Source organism: Paraburkholderia kirstenboschensis (assembly GCF_032806925.1).
Lineage (GTDB): Bacteria > Pseudomonadota > Gammaproteobacteria > Burkholderiales > Burkholderiaceae > Paraburkholderia > Paraburkholderia kirstenboschensis.
This window is the reverse complement of the sequence record NZ_CP136511.1, coordinates 1,526,086-1,543,428: the sequence shown is the minus strand read 5'-3', so window position 1 is coordinate 1,543,428 and position 17,343 is coordinate 1,526,086. Positions and strand designations below refer to the sequence as shown.

Annotated in this window: 14 protein-coding genes and 1 pseudogene; 10 read left to right on the top strand and 5 right to left on the bottom strand. The window is 61.1% G+C overall.

From position 1 onward, the window contains the following. Positions 1 to 70 precede the first annotated feature (70 nt). From RW095_RS07525 to RW095_RS41735, 5 genes and pseudogenes are all read left to right on the top strand, one after another. Positions 71 to 1,345, top strand: a complete 1,275-nt coding sequence (locus tag RW095_RS07525) for an efflux RND transporter periplasmic adaptor subunit (protein WP_317015144.1) — start codon at positions 71 to 73, stop codon at positions 1,343 to 1,345. A 16-nt stretch (positions 1,346 to 1,361) separates the two neighbouring features. After that, positions 1,362 to 4,466, top strand: coding sequence for an efflux RND transporter permease subunit (locus tag RW095_RS07520; protein WP_317015457.1), 3,105 nt, complete (start codon positions 1,362 to 1,364; stop codon positions 4,464 to 4,466). Between the two features lie 17 nt (positions 4,467 to 4,483). Then, positions 4,484 to 5,980 (top strand): efflux transporter outer membrane subunit, encoded by a 1,497-nt coding sequence (locus RW095_RS07515; protein WP_317015455.1) that lies wholly within the window; start codon positions 4,484 to 4,486, stop codon positions 5,978 to 5,980. A 566-nt stretch (positions 5,981 to 6,546) separates the two neighbouring features. Further along, on the top strand, positions 6,547 to 6,828 hold the full coding sequence (locus tag RW095_RS41740; RefSeq protein WP_449406529.1) for an IS66 family transposase: 282 nt from the start codon (positions 6,547 to 6,549) through the stop codon (positions 6,826 to 6,828). Between the two features lie 102 nt (positions 6,829 to 6,930). Further along, positions 6,931 to 7,269, top strand: a pseudogene (locus RW095_RS41735) (IS66 family transposase); the annotation flags it as partial. Positions 7,270 to 7,402: 133 nt separating this feature from the next. Here the strand turns inward: RW095_RS41735 and RW095_RS07505 are convergent. Then, the gene (locus RW095_RS07505) at positions 7,403 to 7,615 is read right to left on the bottom strand and encodes a hypothetical protein (RefSeq protein WP_317015454.1); all 213 of its coding nucleotides are present in this window, start codon (positions 7,613 to 7,615) and stop codon (positions 7,403 to 7,405) included. Between the two features lie 339 nt (positions 7,616 to 7,954). Continuing rightward, the gene (locus RW095_RS07500; RefSeq protein ID WP_394365013.1) at positions 7,955 to 8,791 is read right to left on the bottom strand and encodes a VIT1/CCC1 family protein; all 837 of its coding nucleotides are present in this window, start codon (positions 8,789 to 8,791) and stop codon (positions 7,955 to 7,957) included. 354 nt (positions 8,792 to 9,145) lie between these two features. Between RW095_RS07500 and RW095_RS07495 the strand changes: the two genes are divergently transcribed. Together RW095_RS07495 and RW095_RS07490 are read left to right on the top strand one after the other, a co-directional pair. Beyond that, complete coding sequence (locus RW095_RS07495) at positions 9,146 to 10,234, top strand: LysR family transcriptional regulator (RefSeq protein ID WP_317015452.1); 1,089 nt, start codon at positions 9,146 to 9,148, stop codon at positions 10,232 to 10,234. A gap of 94 nt (positions 10,235 to 10,328) precedes the next feature. Next, the gene (locus tag RW095_RS07490; RefSeq protein WP_317015451.1) at positions 10,329 to 11,483 is read left to right on the top strand and encodes a porin; all 1,155 of its coding nucleotides are present in this window, start codon (positions 10,329 to 10,331) and stop codon (positions 11,481 to 11,483) included. Here RW095_RS07490 and RW095_RS07485 read toward each other — a convergent pair. Further along, complete coding sequence (locus tag RW095_RS07485; protein ID WP_317015449.1) at positions 11,407 to 11,973, bottom strand: YncE family protein; 567 nt, start codon at positions 11,971 to 11,973, stop codon at positions 11,407 to 11,409. The genes RW095_RS07490 and RW095_RS07485 overlap by 77 nt on opposite strands. Before the next feature lie 436 nt (positions 11,974 to 12,409). Here RW095_RS07485 and RW095_RS07480 point away from each other — a divergent pair, with 436 nt between their 5' ends. Next, positions 12,410 to 13,549, top strand: a complete 1,140-nt coding sequence (locus tag RW095_RS07480) for a LysR family transcriptional regulator (RefSeq protein WP_317015448.1) — start codon at positions 12,410 to 12,412, stop codon at positions 13,547 to 13,549. On the opposite strand, the gene RW095_RS07475 is transcribed toward RW095_RS07480, so the two are convergent. Next, entirely contained in the window at positions 13,436 to 14,740 is a 1,305-nt protein-coding gene (locus tag RW095_RS07475) for an Nramp family divalent metal transporter (RefSeq protein WP_317015446.1), read from the bottom strand. The two genes, RW095_RS07480 and RW095_RS07475, sit on opposite strands and share 114 nt — an antisense overlap. Before the next feature lie 164 nt (positions 14,741 to 14,904). Next, positions 14,905 to 16,161: a cupin domain-containing protein gene (locus tag RW095_RS07470; RefSeq protein WP_317015445.1), complete on the bottom strand. Its 1,257-nt coding sequence runs from the start codon at positions 16,159 to 16,161 to the stop codon at positions 14,905 to 14,907. A 312-nt stretch (positions 16,162 to 16,473) separates the two neighbouring features. On the opposite strand from RW095_RS07470, the gene tatA reads away from it, so the two are divergent. Together tatA and tatB are read left to right on the top strand one after the other, a co-directional pair. Further along, on the top strand, positions 16,474 to 16,701 hold the full coding sequence (gene tatA / locus RW095_RS07465) for a Sec-independent protein translocase subunit TatA (RefSeq protein WP_317015443.1): 228 nt from the start codon (positions 16,474 to 16,476) through the stop codon (positions 16,699 to 16,701). A 3-nt stretch (positions 16,702 to 16,704) separates the two neighbouring features. Further along, positions 16,705 to 17,343, top strand: coding sequence for a Sec-independent protein translocase protein TatB (gene tatB / locus RW095_RS07460; protein WP_394365012.1), 639 nt, complete (start codon positions 16,705 to 16,707; stop codon positions 17,341 to 17,343).

Here is a 17,343-nt window from a genome sequence, read left to right as displayed (position 1 = left end):
TCTCCCGCACTGAGGGAAGCGGTCGCGATCCCTCGGCGTCCCAACGTTTGTTCAACCATCGAGAGCTTTCGTGAACATCCGCTATCGCAACCGTCTGCAGTTGTCTGTCGGTGCAGCGGGCATCCTCGTTCTTTGCGGTGCCTTGTTTTCCCTCCACTCGCGGACTTCCCCCGCGGCTAGCGGGTCAGCGCCGCCAGCCACGGCAGTCGATCAGGCTGCGCCTCTGCCCAATACCGTGGACCTGTCGCCCGAGGCGCTCGCGAACGTCAAATTGCAGTTCGCGAAAGCGGAGCTTCGGCCCGGAGTGCATACGATTGCCGCTACCGGTGTTGTCGCGTTCAACGCGAAGCGGCTCGCGCAGCTAGGCTCTCCTTCAAAGGCAAGGATCGTCGCTGTCGATGTTGCCGCGGGCGACCATGTACGCGCGGGGCAACGGCTCGCCACACTGGACGAGTTCGACTTGAGCGACGTGCGTAGTCAGGTCGCAAGTGCGTCCGCCGCGGTGGCGGACGCGAATGCTGCAGCCGATGCGGCCAATGCAGCACTGCAGCGCGGCACCGAGCTCGTCACCGGAGGCGGCATCGCGCAGAGCGAGCTCGACCGCCGCCGTGCCGCTGCGGTCAATGCGCAGGCCATGCTGAAGTCGCGGCACGCAGACCTGCAAAAGTGGCAAGGCATGCAGCAACGCCTGATGCCGATCGGTGCCCCGGCGAGCCGAAGCAATGGAACGGACACGCTAGGCCGGCAGACTCCGGGCGATTCGCTGGGGGCGCTAGTCGCGCCGTTCGACGGTGTGATCAGCAGCGTGGGCACCGCCGCGGGCAACATCGTCGACATGTCGTCGCCGATTGTGACGCTGGCCGATCTTTCGACGATGTGGGTGCAAGCCAACGTCCCTGAACGCGATGCCGCAGAAGTACGCCCCGGTCAGACGGTGCTCGTTCACATTGATGCGTATAGCGATCGACAGTTCACCGGCCGCGTCATCGATGTTGCCGACCAGGTCGACACCAACACCGGCACAGTCGCGGTCCGCTGCGAGCTGCCCAATGGCGACGGCGCACTCCGCGCCAATATGTTCGGCACGGTCGATATCCAGGCGCCGCTCGGTCGGGACGCGACGCTTGTACCCGACGCGGCGCTCCAGGATGTGAATGGACAGCCAGCCGTATTCATCCCTACCGGCAACGGCCGTTTCGCGTGGCGCGCCGTTCGCACCGGCTATGCCGCCGACGGCATGACACAGGTTGTCAGTGGCCTGTCGGCCGGCACGTCCATCGTAGCCGACGGCAGCTACTGGCTGAAGGCCGCGCTCATGAAGAGCACCATTCCCGACGAAGGCTGATCCGCGAGCGCACGCCATGATTACCAAACTTCTCGAGGCGGCACTGAAAAATCGCGCCGCCGTTTTGATCCTCGTTGCCGTACTGATTGTCGCCGGGCTCTACAGCATGCAACGCTTGCCCTTCGATGCTGAGCCGGACATCTCGCCGCAGCAGGTGCTGGTGACGACTCAGGCGCCCGGCCTCGCGCCAGTCGATGTCGAGCGCTCGATCACCGCGCCTGTCGAGCTCGCGTTGCAGGGTCTGCCGGACATGCAGAGCCTGCGCTCGATCTCGCGTTACGGTCTCTCCGTGATTTATGTGCGATTCGCCGACGCTACGAACCTGTACCTCGACCGCAATCTGATCAGTGAGCGGTTGCAGACGATACAGCTTCCGCCCGGCACGACCGCGCCGCAGATGGGGCCGCTGTCGGATGGCCTCAGCGAGATCTATCAGTTTCAGGTGCGTGGCCACGGACAGTCGCTGATGACGTTGCGCACGCTGCTCGACTGGCAGATCGCACCAAAACTGCGCCAGGTGCAAGGCGTGGTCAACGTGAATGTGAACGGCGGCCTCCTGAAGACGTACGAAGTGCAGGTCGACGACAATTCGCTCACACGTTACGGCCTGTCGGTCGGCGACATCTTCAATGCGGTGCAGATGAACAACGGCGCAACAGGCGGCGCGACAATCGAGCACAACGGCGGAGAATCGATCATCCGCGGCGAGGGGTTGCTGCGTAACACGACCGACATCGGCAACATCGTGCTGCGTACCGCTGCGGGCGGCACACCGCTCTACGTTCATGACGTGGCGCATGTCGACGAAGCACCAATGCCCCGGCTCGGCGCGGTCACGCGTGACGGCAAAGGCGAAGCCGTCGTCGGCGTCGTACTGATGGGCATCGGGCAAAACACGCGCGTCGTCGCACAGCGCGTGCAGGACGCGATCAAGGAAATCAACCAGACGCTGCCGCCCGGCGTCGAGGTTGCGCCCTACTATAACCGCGCGGACCTGATGGACCGGGTGCTGCATACGGTCGCTCACAACATGGTCGAAGGTGCCGTGCTCGTCATCGCGGTGCTGCTTCTGCTGCTCGGGAATGCGCGCGCAGGATTGATCGTCGCCATGGCGATTCCGCTGTCGATGCTCGTCGCCGTCATCGCCATGTACGTTACGGGACTATCCGGCAATCTGATGAGTCTCGGCGCGATCGATTTCGGCCTGCTTGTCGACGGTGCGGTCGTGATGATCGAAAACGTCGTACGGCGGCGCTCCGAAACGCCCAATCGGCCGTTACGTCCGCTCGTGCTGGAGGCAGCCAAAGAAGTGTCCCGGCCTGTGACGTTCGCGGTCCTCATCATCACGGCCGTCTATCTTCCGATACTGAGTCTTCAAGGCGTCGAAGGCAAAATGTTCCGGCCGATGGCGATGACCGTTATCTTCGCGCTGCTCGCGTCGCTCGTCCTCACGCTGACGGTCATGCCGGTGCTCGCCAGCCTGTTGCTGCGCGGCAAGGTCGCAGAGCGTGAGAGCCGCATCCTTCACTGGGTGCGCGTGCGCTATGAACCGATTCTCGCGCGTGCCGCGCAACAGCCTGCGCTGACGATGGGGCTCGCCGTCGCGCTGCTCGCGGCCGCGGCCTTCGCCGCCACGAGGCTGGGCGCTGAATTTCTGCCGCGCCTGGACGAAGGGGCGCTGACCGTCACGACGACGAAGCTGCCCGGCATATCCGTGCCGTCGGCGGTCCAGGCGCAAACCATGGTCGAACGCACGCTGATGCGCTTTCCCGAAGTGCAGTCCGCTGTCACGCTAGGCGGCAGCTCGGAGATTCCGACCGACCCGATGGGCGTCGAGCAAAGCGACACCTTCATCATGCTGAAGCCACAATCCGAGTGGAAGACGGCGCAAACCCAGGACGGGCTCGTCACCCGGTACTCCGCGGCGTTGGATCGCGCCGTCCCAGGCCTGACGCTCAATTGGGCGCAACCGATCCAGATGCGCATGGACGACATCATCGCGGGCGTCCAGGCCGATGTTGCCGTAGAGATTCACGGGAACGATCTGCAAACACTGCACGATACCGCCGAACGCGTTGCGGGTGTGATCTCGCGGGTGCCGGGTGCGGCAGACGTCGCGGCGCAGCAGACGACTGGCCAGCCTTACCTGCGTGTCATCGTCAAGCGCGACGCGGTGGCCCGGTACGGACTGAATGCGAGCCAGGTGCTCGATGTCGTGCAGTCGTTGGGCGGTCGCAATGTCGGGACGGTTGTCGACGGTGAAGGCCAGTTCGATATCCGGGTCCGCATGCAACCGGAGGATCGCGACGATGTCACGCGCATCAGTGCGCTACGCATCAGCAATGGCGATGGCCGTGCCGTGCCGTTGTCGGCGGTGGCGGACATTCGCATGGAGCCGGGACCGTCGTCCATCGAGCGCAAGGAAGGCAGGCGGGTCACGCTCGTTCAGGCCAACGTGCGCGGCCGCGACCTCGCCGGCTTCGTCCTCGCTGCACAACATGCGGTCGAGACGCAGGTCAAGCTCCCGCCTGGGTACACCGTGTCGTGGGGTGGCAGCTTCAAGAACCTGCAGGACGCGATGGCACGGCTTTACGTCGTGGTGCCCATCTCGCTTGTCGTGATCTTCGCGCTGCTCTACCTGATGTTCGGCAATGCCGGCCTGGCTGCGCTCATCTTCTGCAACGTGCCGTTTGCAGCGGTCGGCGGCATCTTCGCCCTCTGGATACGAGGGCTACCGTTCAGTATTTCTGCTGCGGTCGGCTTTATCGCGCTCTTCGGTATTGCCGTGCTCAACGGCGTCGTGCTGGTCAGCAGCATCGTCGAGATGCGGGCGCGCGGTCTGGGCGCCGTCATGGCTGCGAAACAGGCTGCCGCGGCCCGGCTGAGGCCTGTGCTCATGACGGCGACCGTGGCCAGCCTCGGCTTTCTGCCCATGGCCTTCTCGATGAGCTCGGGTGCGGAAGTCCAGCGTCCGCTAGCGACTGTCGTTATCGGTGGCCTTGTGTCGGCAACATTGTTAACGCTGCTGGTTTTGCCGACCGTTTATCCGTGGTTCGATCGCCGCAAAGACACGTCGCAGCTTGCCCAGTTGCACGAGCGCGAAACGCAATTCGCAGAATGATGGAGGGATGCTCTACCGTGATTGCCCTAAAACGTTCATCCACCCTGTTGCTGCCGCTCCTGCTGGCGGCCTGCGCGGTAGGTCCTGACTTCAGGCAACCGGCCGCCCCTAGCGGCGCTGGTTACACGCAGGCTCCGCTGCCGTCGAAGACCGCAGCGGCCGCCGGCGCAGTGGGAGGAGCGCAGCAGTTCGCTGTTGGCGGCGATATTCCGGGCCAATGGTGGACGCTATTCCAGTCGCCCGAGCTCGACGCGATGATCGACCGCGCGTTCAAGGCCAGCCCAACCATCGCCGCCGCGCAGTCTGCGCTTGCCGTGGCCCGTGAGAACCTGTTGAGCCAGCGGGGGACGCTTTTTCCGAGCATCGGCGTCGACGCATCGGGCAGTAGAAACGAAACGTCCACGGCGAGTCTTGCTCCCGTAGCTGCGAACAACCAGCGCATTTACTCACTCTACACGGGTGAGCTGACCGTTTCGTATTCGCTCGACGCATTCGGCCTGAATCGTCGCATGATCGAATCGACAGCCGCGCAAGCCGACAATCAGCGCTTCGAACTGGAAGCGGCCTATCTGACTTTGAGCAGCAATCTCGCGCTTGCAGCGTTCAACGTTGCGTCGCTGCGCGGGCAGATCGCTGCGCAGCAGGAGGTGATCAAGGCCAATGCGGAACTCCTCGACATCCTTCGGCATGAAAGCATGCTCGGTGAAGTGGCCGAGGCGGACGTCGTGCAACAGCAGGCGGTGCTTGCGCAGTCGCAGACGGCGATACCGCCGCTCGAGAAACAACTGGCGCTGCAGCGCGACGCGCTGATCGCCCTGATGGGCGGTTTTCCGAATGAGGACGTCGCGGCCGATTTCGACCTGTCTTCGTTACGCCTGCCTGACGATCTTCCCGTCAGCCTGCCATCGACCCTCGTGGAGCGCCGGCCCGACATCCTTGCCGCGGCTGCGGCATTGCATGCTGCCAGCGCGCAGGTGGGTGTCGCAATCGCCAACCGGTTGCCGCAAATATCGTTGACAGCCGCGTTGGGAACTTCGCCCAGTGCCATTGCGAACGCATTTACGCCATACAACCAGTTCTTCGCCATTGTCGGGAAGATGGCCCAGCCGATCTTCCAGGGTGGAGCGCTACTGCATCGCCAACGCGCGGCGCAGGCGGCATTCGATCAGGCCAGCGCCCAATACCGCTCGACGGTAATCAACGCATTTCAGAACGTCGCCGATGTATTGCAGAGCGTGCAGGCGGACGCGAAGACGTTGCAGGCGGCCGTCAATGCGGAGCAGGCTGCCTCGCGCAGCGTGGCTATCCAACGTGAAAAGCTGCGCTCAGGCGAAACGTCCTACCTGTCACTGCTGAGCGCGCAGCAGACCTGGCAAATGGCACGCATTGCGTCGATACAGGCAAGGGCCGCCAGACTGGCTGATACGGCAGCATTATTCCAGGCCGTGGGCGGTGGCTGGTGGAATCGGTCCGATTCGCTCGGCTCGACGTTCGCGTCAAACCAACCTCGATAAACACAGGTCATGAAACGACTTTGTACAATCCTTGCGTTTGCGATCGTGCTGGCCGGTTGCGCGACGCAGTCACAATCGCGCTATGCCACCCGAAACCGACCGGCATCGGATGGCACAGTGGTCGACTACGCTGGCGTGCCCTGCCGCAATCAGAACATGCATGTGAAATCGCCCGTCTGCCTGTTTCCGCGGACCCTGGTCGCACCACACGGAGTCCCTTTGGGTTTTCGCTAACCATCTCTGTTCGAGACGCGCACCGTGTGCGGAATCTTCAACGACTCGAAGCGGGCCTTGCTGCCATCCGCGAGAATGGCGTTGATGGGCGACGGTCCGTCAACTCAGTCCATGGGGTTCGAATGATTTATCTCGACTACTCCAACGCCGAATGGAGCCGCCTACTCCGCTCGCTACGAAACGCCGCGCCTGCCAAACGCATATCCCTGCCAATGTGTTGTCACGTTGTTTGCGGATTGAGGGAGAGGCGGCGACAATCGCGGGCACGAAACGAACCACCTTGCCGCGGAGCGCGCCAGCCACCGACACCATTTCCTACAGCGGCTACTACCATGGATGAACGCGAATTCTCCCGATTGCCTCCTGCCGCGCAGGCTTACATTCGCGAGCTCGAGGCCAGCAACCGCCAGTTGGGCGAACGCGTTCGCCATCTCGAGGAACAGTTCCGGCTCGCGCAATACAAGCGCTTCGCGCCGAGCAGCGAGAAGCTCCAAGATCGGGTGTTCAACGAGGCCGAGCAGATCGCCATTGAGGACCTTGACGAGTACGTAGACGAACTCGACCTACCAGACACAGGTCTGCCGGAGGCGCCCGAGCCTGCTCGCCGCAAATGAGGACGCAAGCCTCTGCCTGCAGATCTTCCGCGTCAGCGAATCGAGTACGACTTGCCCGAGGAGCAGAAGATCTGCCGCTGCTGCAGCAACGCAATGCATCGTATGGGCGAGGAAATCAACTACACGCTTAACCAGTGGGAGTATCTCAGCCGTTACGTCGGCGACGGGCAAGCCCCAGTGGACAACAACATCGCGGAACGGGACATTCGCCCGTTTGCCACCAGTAGAAAAGTTTGGCTCTTCAGCGACACGGTCGCCGGAGCGAAAGCCAGCGCCGTCATCTACAGTCTCGTGCTTACATGCCGCACGTGCAACGTCGAGCCATACACGTACCTGCTTCACGTACTGACCCAACTGCCTCAACGAGCACAAGACGCCGACATAAGCGACCTACTGCCATTTCGGTTCATGCAGTCTCAGGCTTCGACCAACGCCGCCTGAGCAAAGAAAATCAAACGCAAACGTCGCGCTTCCGCGCCAGCAGATTTGCGGCGCTAGGCGACATTCATGCGCGCGCCCGTGCGCTCAAATTAGCGCTTACCAAATTGCTGGCCGCCCGTGGCTTCGATCTGACCTACAAGAAAGCGCGTTGCGCACCGGTGACGGCGGGATCGTGAACGGCGACTTTGGTCCTATCGAGCGCCGTACCGTCGCCGTTGTAGCCCGGGTTGTAGTTGTTCAGCACGTACAGGCCAAACTTTGACGATGTCGCATGCCCGTCGAGCTTGCCACCCGGCTGTGTTCCAGGGGACGAAGGGCCGGCTACTACGATTCGGGCTATATCCAACCAGTGGACTTCTTTGGCAATGGCCCACGCATTCCGATGATCGCGGTGTCGCCGTATTCGCAGCGCGGGCACGTCGCACAGGCTATGCCGACCACGCATCGCTGACCAAGTTCATCGAACCAAGCTGGGGGCTGCCGCCGATCACTGACCGCACCCGCGACAACCTGCCGAACCCGGTCCAGCGGAACGACAACCCGTACCTGCTGTCAATGCGCCGGCGCTTGGCGATCTGTTCGACATGTTCAACTCCGATTCGGGTCATGGTCACGGCGGCGATAACCAGCAAATCGGCAACGCGAATGCTGACGAGCCGAGCGGCGCCAAAGGGGCGATGCCGTTCTAATCGGCTTTGAGCTGCGCGTGGTGGGTAAGGTCACGCATCGCCGCGCGCATAGACCATCTGTGCGCAAAATTCCTGACGCATGAGTAACCTCTGAAGACCCGGCCATTTTCAGCAATGCAAGCAGGAAAGCGCGCCTGCAGATAGACAGGCACTACGAGACCGACACGCCCAGGAGCCGCCCAACGCCGAACGTGAAAGCCGCAGCGATAAGCCCGATGACAACTCGGCGCGATGCGGAGCAAGCCGCATTTCGTCCGTTGAAGAGCGACGTGAAGACTTCGATGGACGCGAGGGCAACAGCCCCCCATAATCAGACAGAAGTTGGACACCAGTCCTTCGTTCGCACCGAGCACTGCCGCGCGCAGATCGTTCCCCGACGACACCCCCTTGTGCCATGATTCCGCAGCAGCGATTCGCGGGCCTTGCGACATGTTCGGGCCGCCGCCATGGGCCAGCGTCTGGACCGCTGCGGCGTGGTGATGCTCATCGGCCGACATGTGCCCCGCATCCGGTTGCCCGCGATATTTATTCCGGTCTGCATACTCGGCTGCGGCAAGCGTGGGCAATACAAAACCGGCACCGAAAAGATGGACCAATGTCCGCATCAGGCGCGTTTTGACAGCCTGCCCGCTCCCCTTCGGACGGACGCCGTTGGCACGCAGCTTGTCGGTCCAGACCTGCGCATGCTCACCCTCTGATTTGGCCAGGTCGCTATCCACCTGCTTGCGCGTTCCATCTTTTTCGACTTTCGCGAGCGTTTCGTATAACGCAGCACTATTGAGTTCATCGGAGAGGTTTGTCCTGAACCGCTTTATTTCGTGTTTCGATGCCATGGTGAAGCACCTGCCTGTCTTTCTCCGGAACGCGAAGCGTAATGTATCCAGGGGTCACGAAACACGAAGCCCTAAAGCGCGCCTTAAGCGAGGATGTCAACAGCTCTCATGCTGATTTCGGGCAAAGCGCGCCTTCAGCGTGGTGCCGTGTTCAGGAACGGGGCACCTACCGGGGGGCACGCGGACTGCCCGCACTGCCCTCGCCCGATCATAGCGGTGCGTGAAACAGGTGTGAACGACAAAAATAACGATGCTGTAATCCGCCGGACGGCTTTAGGTAATGATGTAGCCGCTATGCTGAGAACTAGCCTCCCGCGCTCGGGCGCGCGCGTAGCGACGCGGATGTAACCCCGCGTGGAGCTCACCGTCAGCAGATGGAATGCCCACTATGGTTTCTCGCCCTGCCACACCGCCGAATTGCGGCCGAAGCCTGTCAGCCGATGCACGCCGGAGAACATGTTGAACCAGTTGGCGTCGATACGTATCTTCGCGAAAGTAGCGGAATGCCTCAATTTTGCCGAAGCCGCGAAACAGTTGGGCATTTCCAATTCGGTGGTCACGCGCAGTGTCGCAACGCTCGAGGAACACCTTGGCGTTCGGTTGGTCAACCGGACTACCCGACGCGTATCTTTGACAGGGACCGGCGAACTATATTGGAAGCGCTGCATCGAGTTGCTCAGGCAGCTCAATGACATGGACGAATGTATCGCCTCCGCAGTGGGAGAGCCGGCCGGTTCGCTGCGCATCGCCGCCTCGTCGCTGTACACGACCACGGATCTGCCGGAGCTGCTGGCCGCATATCGCGCGCGGGAACCCCGCATGAGTTTCGAGCTGACGGTGTTCGACAACATGAGCGACGTCGCGGCCAGCGAGTTCGATGTCTGTTTCAGTGCTGAACGTCGCCTGCGCGATTCATCGCTGGTATGCCGACCGCTCGCGCAAACACGCGACGTTATTGTTGCCAGTCCCGACTATTTGGCGCGCCGCCCGGCGCCGCGGACCCCTGGCGAGCTGGCCTCGCACGATGTGCTTCTCGCGTCGGATGCGCCAAGTCGATACTGGGAGTTTCGCGACACTCACGGCACGCAACGCGTGGTTGTCCAGCCAATCATGAACGTACAAAGTCCTCAGGTCGTCAAGCGAGCGGTGCAGGCGGGATTGGGCATTGCGCGCTTATCGCGTTTGTTCGTGCGGTCCGAACTGGCGGACGGCAGCCTGAGTGCATTACTGGACGACGCGACACTGTGCGGCGACGAACGTACCGTGTGGCTGCTGTATTCCGGGCAACCGCACATGGCCGTTGCGTTGCGCAGCTTCGTCGATTTCGTTGTGGAGCATTATCGCCAGAAATCGCCGCAAAACAAGGCGCAAGAGGAGGAGCGCGTCGGGCCGGCACAACACCGATCGAGCAACACTGAATTGCTGCTGGGCGAAATTTTGTAGGTCCTAAAGTGCGGACACCTGACGTCGGCGGAGCCGCTCGATTAGCGCGAGCGACACACTGGCGCGGTGTTCTCACCTACAAGGATCCGCATTCATGAAAAGACTCCTGGTTGCAGCAGCCGCCAATACGGTGCTGTGCTGTTCGCTTGCCCCTATCAGCGCGATGGCGCAAAGCAGCGTCACGTTGTACGGCGTGATCGACGAAGGCCTGAATTACACCAGCAACACCGGCGGCCATTCGAACATAGAGATGCAAAGCGGTTTTGCGCAAGGCAGCCGCTGGGGCCTGAAGGGTTCGGAGGATCTGGGCGGCGGCACCAAGGCTATCTTCCAGTTGGAAAATGGATTTGATGTCAACACGGGCAAGCTCGGGCAAGGTGGGCGGATGTTCGGACGTCAGGCGTATGCCGGCTTAAGCTCGGCGCAATTCGGCACGCTGACGATGGGTCGCCAATACGACTCGGTCGTCGACTTCCTCGCACCGCTCACGGCGAACGGCAACTGGGCCGGCTATCTGATGTCGCATCCATACGATAACGACAACACCGACAACTCCTTCCGCTTGAACAACAGCGTTAAGTACACGAGCAATACGTACGGAGGCGTTACGTTCGGCGGTCTGTATGGCTTCAGCAATCAGGCAGGTGCCTTCGCGAACAATCGGTCTTACAGCCTCGGCGCGCAATACGTGGGCAGCGCAGTGACGGTGGCCGCCGCTTATATGCAGATCAATAATCCGGGCGGCACGACAGGCGGGTCGTTGGCAACCGACGACACCAATTTCTTCGCCAGCCGTCAGCAAGTCTGGGGCGCGGGCATCAACTACACCATCGGGCCGGCGTTGCTCGGCTTTGTGTATAGCCATACGAGCCTGAATGACGCGACCGGTTCGGTATACGTTGGCAACTTCGCAAACACCGCGAGTAATCTCAAGTTCGACAACTTCGAACTTAACGCGAAGTATCAATTCACGAAGGCCGCGTATGTCGGTGCGATGTACAACTATACGATCGCCCACTTCGACAGCAGTGCGGGCAATTCAAAGCCGAAATACCAGCAGTTCGGCTTGATGGCGGATTACAACCTGTCAGCACGCACTGACGTCTATGTGCAGGGCATGTACCAGCATGCATCGGGTGGCGGCACAGTGTCGGCCCCGCTGAATACCGCGTTTATAACGGGCGCGGATGCTCCGTCTTCGAGCGCCAATCAGTTAGTCGCGCGCGTCGGCATCCGGCACGCATTTTAAGCGCACGCGCTTTGCGGTTATCGGGCAGTGTGTGCCCGATAACCTGGCGCCACGCATTGCGTCGCTGGATCAGTCCGACACCGATCCTGAACGGATGGCCGCCTACGCTGAATAGAGAATCGATCTGGTCACGACAGAGCCGCCGCGTTTTTAACCCTGCGGTAAAAAGGCCTAAATAGCGCCGCGTGTTGAGCAGGTCCGATGCCTGGCCCAGTTGTAGCGACGGAATATAGACCGAAGTCTTGCCGTCGAGCGTGTCGAGATGCTGTTTGACCGCGTATCGATCCGGCCCGACAGGGTCGACGACATCTAGACCCGTCGAGCCTGTGATGCACAGATGACGATGGGCCGCGTCGACAGTCATGTCTTCCGACGTGTTGACGATGTCGAGCGTCTGGACGATCGAGCCATCGCGCGCATTCATCACGAACAGCTTGCCGGGGTCGCGCGAACCGATAAACACGCGCTCGCTCTTCCGGTCGAACGCCATGGCCGAGTTTCGGCTCGGGCCGGGAACGTGCCAGGTGGCCGCGAATTCTGCGTGAGCGCAAACCGATCACGCCGATTTGATTTAATTGCAGACTGGACGTCACTTCTGCGCTACTCGCCCCGGATAACATATCCCGCGCTTGCCATCGCCTCCACAACATCCGCGCCGAGCTTCTTGGGGAAGTTTCAAGTGATGAAGCCAAATCGTTTTGAAGCGTCCTTCGCCGAATTGGCGCTGGTCGCGAATGTATTTATATCCAAGGCGAATCGGACCTGACGTTCAGCCCACCTTTGAGAGGTGGCGGTTCAACAGGATTGTGTCGCCGACGTCAATTCACTATTGCCACATTCTGTCGCGCTTCAAAGATAAACTGCGGTCGAGCCCCCCATCTCTTCTGGGCGTTGTTAGGTTCCTGAAACGAGACGCAGGTTCTCACATGAGAAATATAACGATTCGACAACTGAAGGCTTTCGAAAGTGTGGCGCGTAACTTGAGCTTTTCCCGCGCAGCTGAGGACCTTCACCTGACGCAGCCTGCGGTATCCATGCAGATCAAGCAGATGGAAGATCAGGCTGGCTTGCCGCTGTTCCGCCACGCCGGTAAGCGCATCTCGCTGACCGAAGCAGGCGAACTGATGCTACGTCACTGCCGGGTAATTCTTGCAGACCTGCAAACCGCCGAGCAATCACTGGCGGACCTCATGGCAGGTGGCATCAAGCGTCTGCGAGTCGGATTGATTACCTCGGGCAGCTACTTCTTTCCGCATCTGATCGACTCGTTCATGCGGAGCAACGCTGGGGTCGTTCTCGACATGACGGTGCGCAGTCGCGATCAACTCATCGTCTTGCTGCGAAGCGACGAGATCGACCTCGCCGTGATGGTCCAGGCGCCGGATGGCGCTGCCATCGCAGCCGAGCCGTTTGCACCTAATCTCTTCGTACTGGTGGCGGCGCCGACGCATCCCCTTGCAAATGAACCCGACATCCCATATGCGCGCATCCTGCTCGAATGCCTGCTCGTTCGTGAGAGCGGTACTGACACCCGCAAGGCCGCCAACGACGCATTCTGCAGTCTCAAATCGACGCCGCGTTTTATGGAAATCGGCTGCGAAGAAGCGATAAAGCAGTCGGTCATGGCCGGCATGGGGATCAGCTTTCTATCAACACAAGCGGTTCAGTCCGAAGTGCGCGCCGGCCTGCTAAAGGTGCTCGATGTGCAGGGCTTTCCGCTTAAACGCCAGTGGTGTGTGGCCCATCGCACGGACCGCCCCCTGCCGCCGGCGGCTCGCGACTTGCGGCAGTTCCTTCTTACCGAGGGCGGCACACGGCTTGAGGATTTCACGAGAATCGAGAGTGTGCATACGGGCATGGATCTTCAGCGGCCTCACCACGCTGCTCCGGAAACAAGGACGACTGCCGTCATTAGCGCCAGCCATGAAGTCGCGCGTCGCACTCGCGCGCTATTACGAGAAGACCGACTGCCAGATGAGCATCACGTTCAGGGCCACAATCACGCCAGTGGCGACGACGGCCGTGACGATCAGCTTGCGGCACGCAGTGAATCGACCCATCACTGAGTGTCGCGATGACAGCACCACGAGCGCGATCAGCGGGACTGGCAGGACGATGCTGAGCACGATCTGGCTATCCACCATTGCGTTCATTGGATTGCATGTGATGCAGACGATGACGGCCGGCACCATCGTGATCAGGCGTCGTGCCAGCACTGGCATCTTGAATCCGACAAAGCCCTGCATGATGTTTTGACCGGCCATCGTTCCCACCACCGAGCTGGAGATGCCCGAAGCCAGCAGTGAAACGAGGAACAGCGCTGCCGCGCCAGCGCCAAGAACAGGCGTCAGAGTGTGATACGCCACCGCGAAGTCGGAGATGCCCGGCGCCTTCTTGCTGAACACGGAGGCCGACATGGCCACCATCGCCAGGTTCACGAAGCCGGCAAAGCCCAGTGCGATCACCACTTCACGATTCGAAAACCGCACCAGCTTGCGGCGCTGGTAGTCGTTGCGCGCCGGTACCCGGTTCTGCGTCAGACCCGAGTGCAGATAAATGGTGTGCGGCATGATGGTCGCGCCGATGATGCCCACCGCGAGCATCAGCGAGTCGCTGCCATGCAGATGCGGCACGAAGGTGTGAAAGATAGCGGCGTGCCAGTTCGGTGGTGCGATCACGAGTTCGCATAGATAGCTCAGACCGATGACGGTGATGAGCGCGGCAATTACGATTTCGAGGGGCCGGAAGCCCTTTTTATCCAGCGACAGAATGCCGATAGTGGTGGCACCGGTAATCAGCAGTCCCCATCCGATCGCCACATGAAACAGCAGCGAGATGCCCATCGCCGCGCCCATGAACTCTGCCAGATCGGTCGCCATCGCGGCAATCTCCGAGCCGATCCACATGCCAATCACGAGCGGACGCGGAAACTCGTCCCGACATAGTTCCGCGAGACTGCGGCCGGTCACGATTCCGAGCTTGGCCGACATCGCCTGAAACAGCATCGCCACGAGGCTCGACAGCAGCACCACCCAAAGCAGTTCATAACCGTAGGTCGAGCCCGCCTGGATATTCGTCGCGAAGTTGCCCGGGTCCATGTAGCCGACCGAGGCGATCACCGCGGGGCCGGCGAACGGCAGCAGCGCACGGACGCCACGACGCTTGTTGTCAAGGACAGCACGCATCGCCGTGACAGTGTCGGCCGTTGATTCCCCGGACAAAGCGTAGCTAGCAGTGCGTTTAATTGCCATCAACATGGTGGGCGCCTCTTCAAAGTGCTTCGTTGTGTCGATACGGGACGACTGCTTGTGCCCCGCAATCACAGCGAGACAGCATTGAATCCGGGTGGGGCGCCGTGAGTCCCTGCAGGTCGAACCTGCGTGCTCGCGGCGCGCCACTCTTAGTGCAGGACTGGGAGCCCTTACGCCAGCACGTCGCGACGGTTCTTCAGCTTGTGAATAACGTCGAGCGTGGCGTCATCGACGCGCAGGTGTTCACGCACCAGCTGGCGCGGCGTATTCGCCAGCCACTGCGCCAGAGTCACTTCGGAGAAGTGATCCGACTTGAAAATTTCCAGAAAAACGAGGTCGGTCTTCCCGGTGTTCTTGATGTAATGCCCCAGGTTCTTCTCGACGTAGCCCACATCGCCCGGATTAAAGTCGACCGTCTGAGCGGCCGGGCCCGCATTGAACACGGTCATGCGGCCGCTACCCTGGATGAAGTACTGCCATTCATCCGCGTCCGGGTGCCAGTGCATCTCGCGCAAACCACCCGGACGGAGCGTCACCATCGCGGCCGCCACGGTCTTCGACACCGGGAAGTTGCTGCTGTCGACGATGCGCACTTCACCGCCCGGCTGCGCCAACGTCGGCGCCATGGAGCCCATGCGAAAGATGAACGGATGGTCCGGGCGGCCGATCGGTGCTGCGGCGTAGGCCTGGTCGGCTGCAAGCGGCCCTGCCTTGGCGCCCTGATAGATCCACAGCTGCTCGAGCGGGATTGCCTTGAACTTCTCGGCCGGCACCCCGAAGTTCTGCGCGAGGATGTCCGGTGGCGTGTGCGCCATCCAGTCCGACACCATCAGGGTGTTGAATTCGCCTGCTGCGCCGTTGTCGAAGGCCAGCACGAATTCGCCGCCGTCGTTGCCCAAGCCTTGCAGCGAATGCGGCAGGCCCGGTGGGAAGTACCAGATGTCGCCGGCTTGCACATCGGCGACCTCGGCTCGGCCCTTGGTGTCGATTGTCGTGATACGAACCTCCCCCGTGACCATGATGGCCCACTCGGCCTGCTGGTGCCAGTGCAGTTCACGCACGCCGCCCGGTCCGAGGCGCATATTCACGCCCGCGATGTCCTTCGATACTGGGAACGCCTTGGTTGTCACTTCGCGTGCCCAGCCACCCGCCTGTACGCGCTTGTGCGCCTCATTGAAGGATGCCCATGGGATCTGCATTCCGCCGACGTCTGTCGGCGGCGGGTTGTTGAACGACGGCAAAACGTCGCGCAGCTGCGGATTCTGCGGGCCCGGCTCGGAAATCGCAGCGGGCGTCGAGTTGATATTTCCTTGCAAAGGACGGTCTGGATTGCCGAATTCGGCGGCTTTGGCAGCGGCCGTTGCGCCGAGTGCCACAGCTCCGGCGGCCGCCCCGGCCAGTACACTGCGACGTTTCAGGTCAGTCATGGTTGTGTTCTCATAAGTACTGCTATTGAAGAATCCCCAGGTAGTCAGGATAAAACTCCTGTACGACGCAGGTGTGGACAGAAGCCGGCTTCGCTTAGTGCTGCAGTGAGCCGTGTCGGCTCTCTGCTGAATCGTGAGATCGCCATCCGCTCCGTGCGGCGAATATTAGGAACATTGCGGCGCAAATAAACAATCAATATTTCTTTGAAGAACCTATAAGAACGTTTGATACACGCTACGTGCGAATGCCACTACGATCACCACGACCTGAAACGAACTGCTTAAGTTCATTAGATAGAAATGGAGTTGATGATGGGGAGCCTTAGCATTGCCCACTGGCTTATCGTTCTGGCAATCGTTGCACTAGTTTTCGGCACGAAGAAGATCCGCAATATCGGCGTCGACCTCGGCGGAGCAATCAAGGGTTTCAAGGAAGGCATGCAGGAAATCGAGCCGGTTGCGGCAGACGCCGCCGCGAACGCCGCACCGGCGGCCGCGCACATTGACGTGCAGGGTCACCCGGCAATTTCGCAACAATGACCCGTGCATCTGATTGATCCGCAAAAAACAGGAGACACGATTGCGATGTTTGACATCGACATTTCCAAAATGGCCGTCATCGGCACGGTTGCACTGGTCGTGCTCGGTCCAGAACGACTGCCCCGTGTCGCGCGCACCGCCGGCACGCTACTAGGGCGCGCGCAACGTTATGTGAATAGCGTGCGGGCGGAAGTAGACCAGCAGATCCGGATCGACGAATTGCGCAAAGTGAAGGATGAAGTGGAGCTGGCGGTGACCAATGTGCAGAGCGCGGTCGAGCGTACCGTGCGCGAGCATGCTGGTGAATTGCAAGCTGGCGTCGACGCGGCCGCAGGAATCTTGAAAGAAGGGTTGCCAACCGCCGACCTGCCCTCCGTCCACGACCGTACCGGCGATTTGCACGTGGATCTATTCAAGGTTCGGCCCGCGCAGTTGCCGATGTCGGGACAGTCCGATGCCTCGGTTAGCTCGCCTCGGCCAAATGCTGTTTCGTCCATGGCACCAGCATTTGCCGGCCGCCAAAGGCGGGCGACGTGGCTCAGTTCGATAGCAGGCGGCCGAGGCGCCGCAGTCAAGCGCACCCGCGTTGTCTCGATGGCGGCCAGCAAGGCGCTGGGACGAAATTGCAACCGCCTCACGTGA

Coding starts and splice junctions, on each gene's coding strand:
- RW095_RS07520 (WP_317015457.1), top strand. CDS start 1,362: ATGATTACCAAACTTCTCGAGGCGGCACTGAAAAATCGCGCCGCCGTT.
- RW095_RS41740 (WP_449406529.1), top strand. CDS start 6,547: ATGGATGAACGCGAATTCTCCCGATTGCCTCCTGCCGCGCAGGCTTAC.
- RW095_RS07500 (WP_394365013.1), bottom strand. CDS start 8,791: ATGGCATCGAAACACGAAATAAAGCGGTTCAGGACAAACCTCTCCGAT.
- RW095_RS07490 (WP_317015451.1), top strand. CDS start 10,329: ATGAAAAGACTCCTGGTTGCAGCAGCCGCCAATACGGTGCTGTGCTGT.
- RW095_RS07485 (WP_317015449.1), bottom strand. CDS start 11,973: ATGGCGTTCGACCGGAAGAGCGAGCGCGTGTTTATCGGTTCGCGCGAC.
- RW095_RS07480 (WP_317015448.1), top strand. CDS start 12,410: ATGAGAAATATAACGATTCGACAACTGAAGGCTTTCGAAAGTGTGGCG.
- RW095_RS07475 (WP_317015446.1), bottom strand. CDS start 14,740: ATGTTGATGGCAATTAAACGCACTGCTAGCTACGCTTTGTCCGGGGAA.
- RW095_RS07470 (WP_317015445.1), bottom strand. CDS start 16,161: ATGACTGACCTGAAACGTCGCAGTGTACTGGCCGGGGCGGCCGCCGGA.
- tatA (WP_317015443.1), top strand. CDS start 16,474: ATGGGGAGCCTTAGCATTGCCCACTGGCTTATCGTTCTGGCAATCGTT.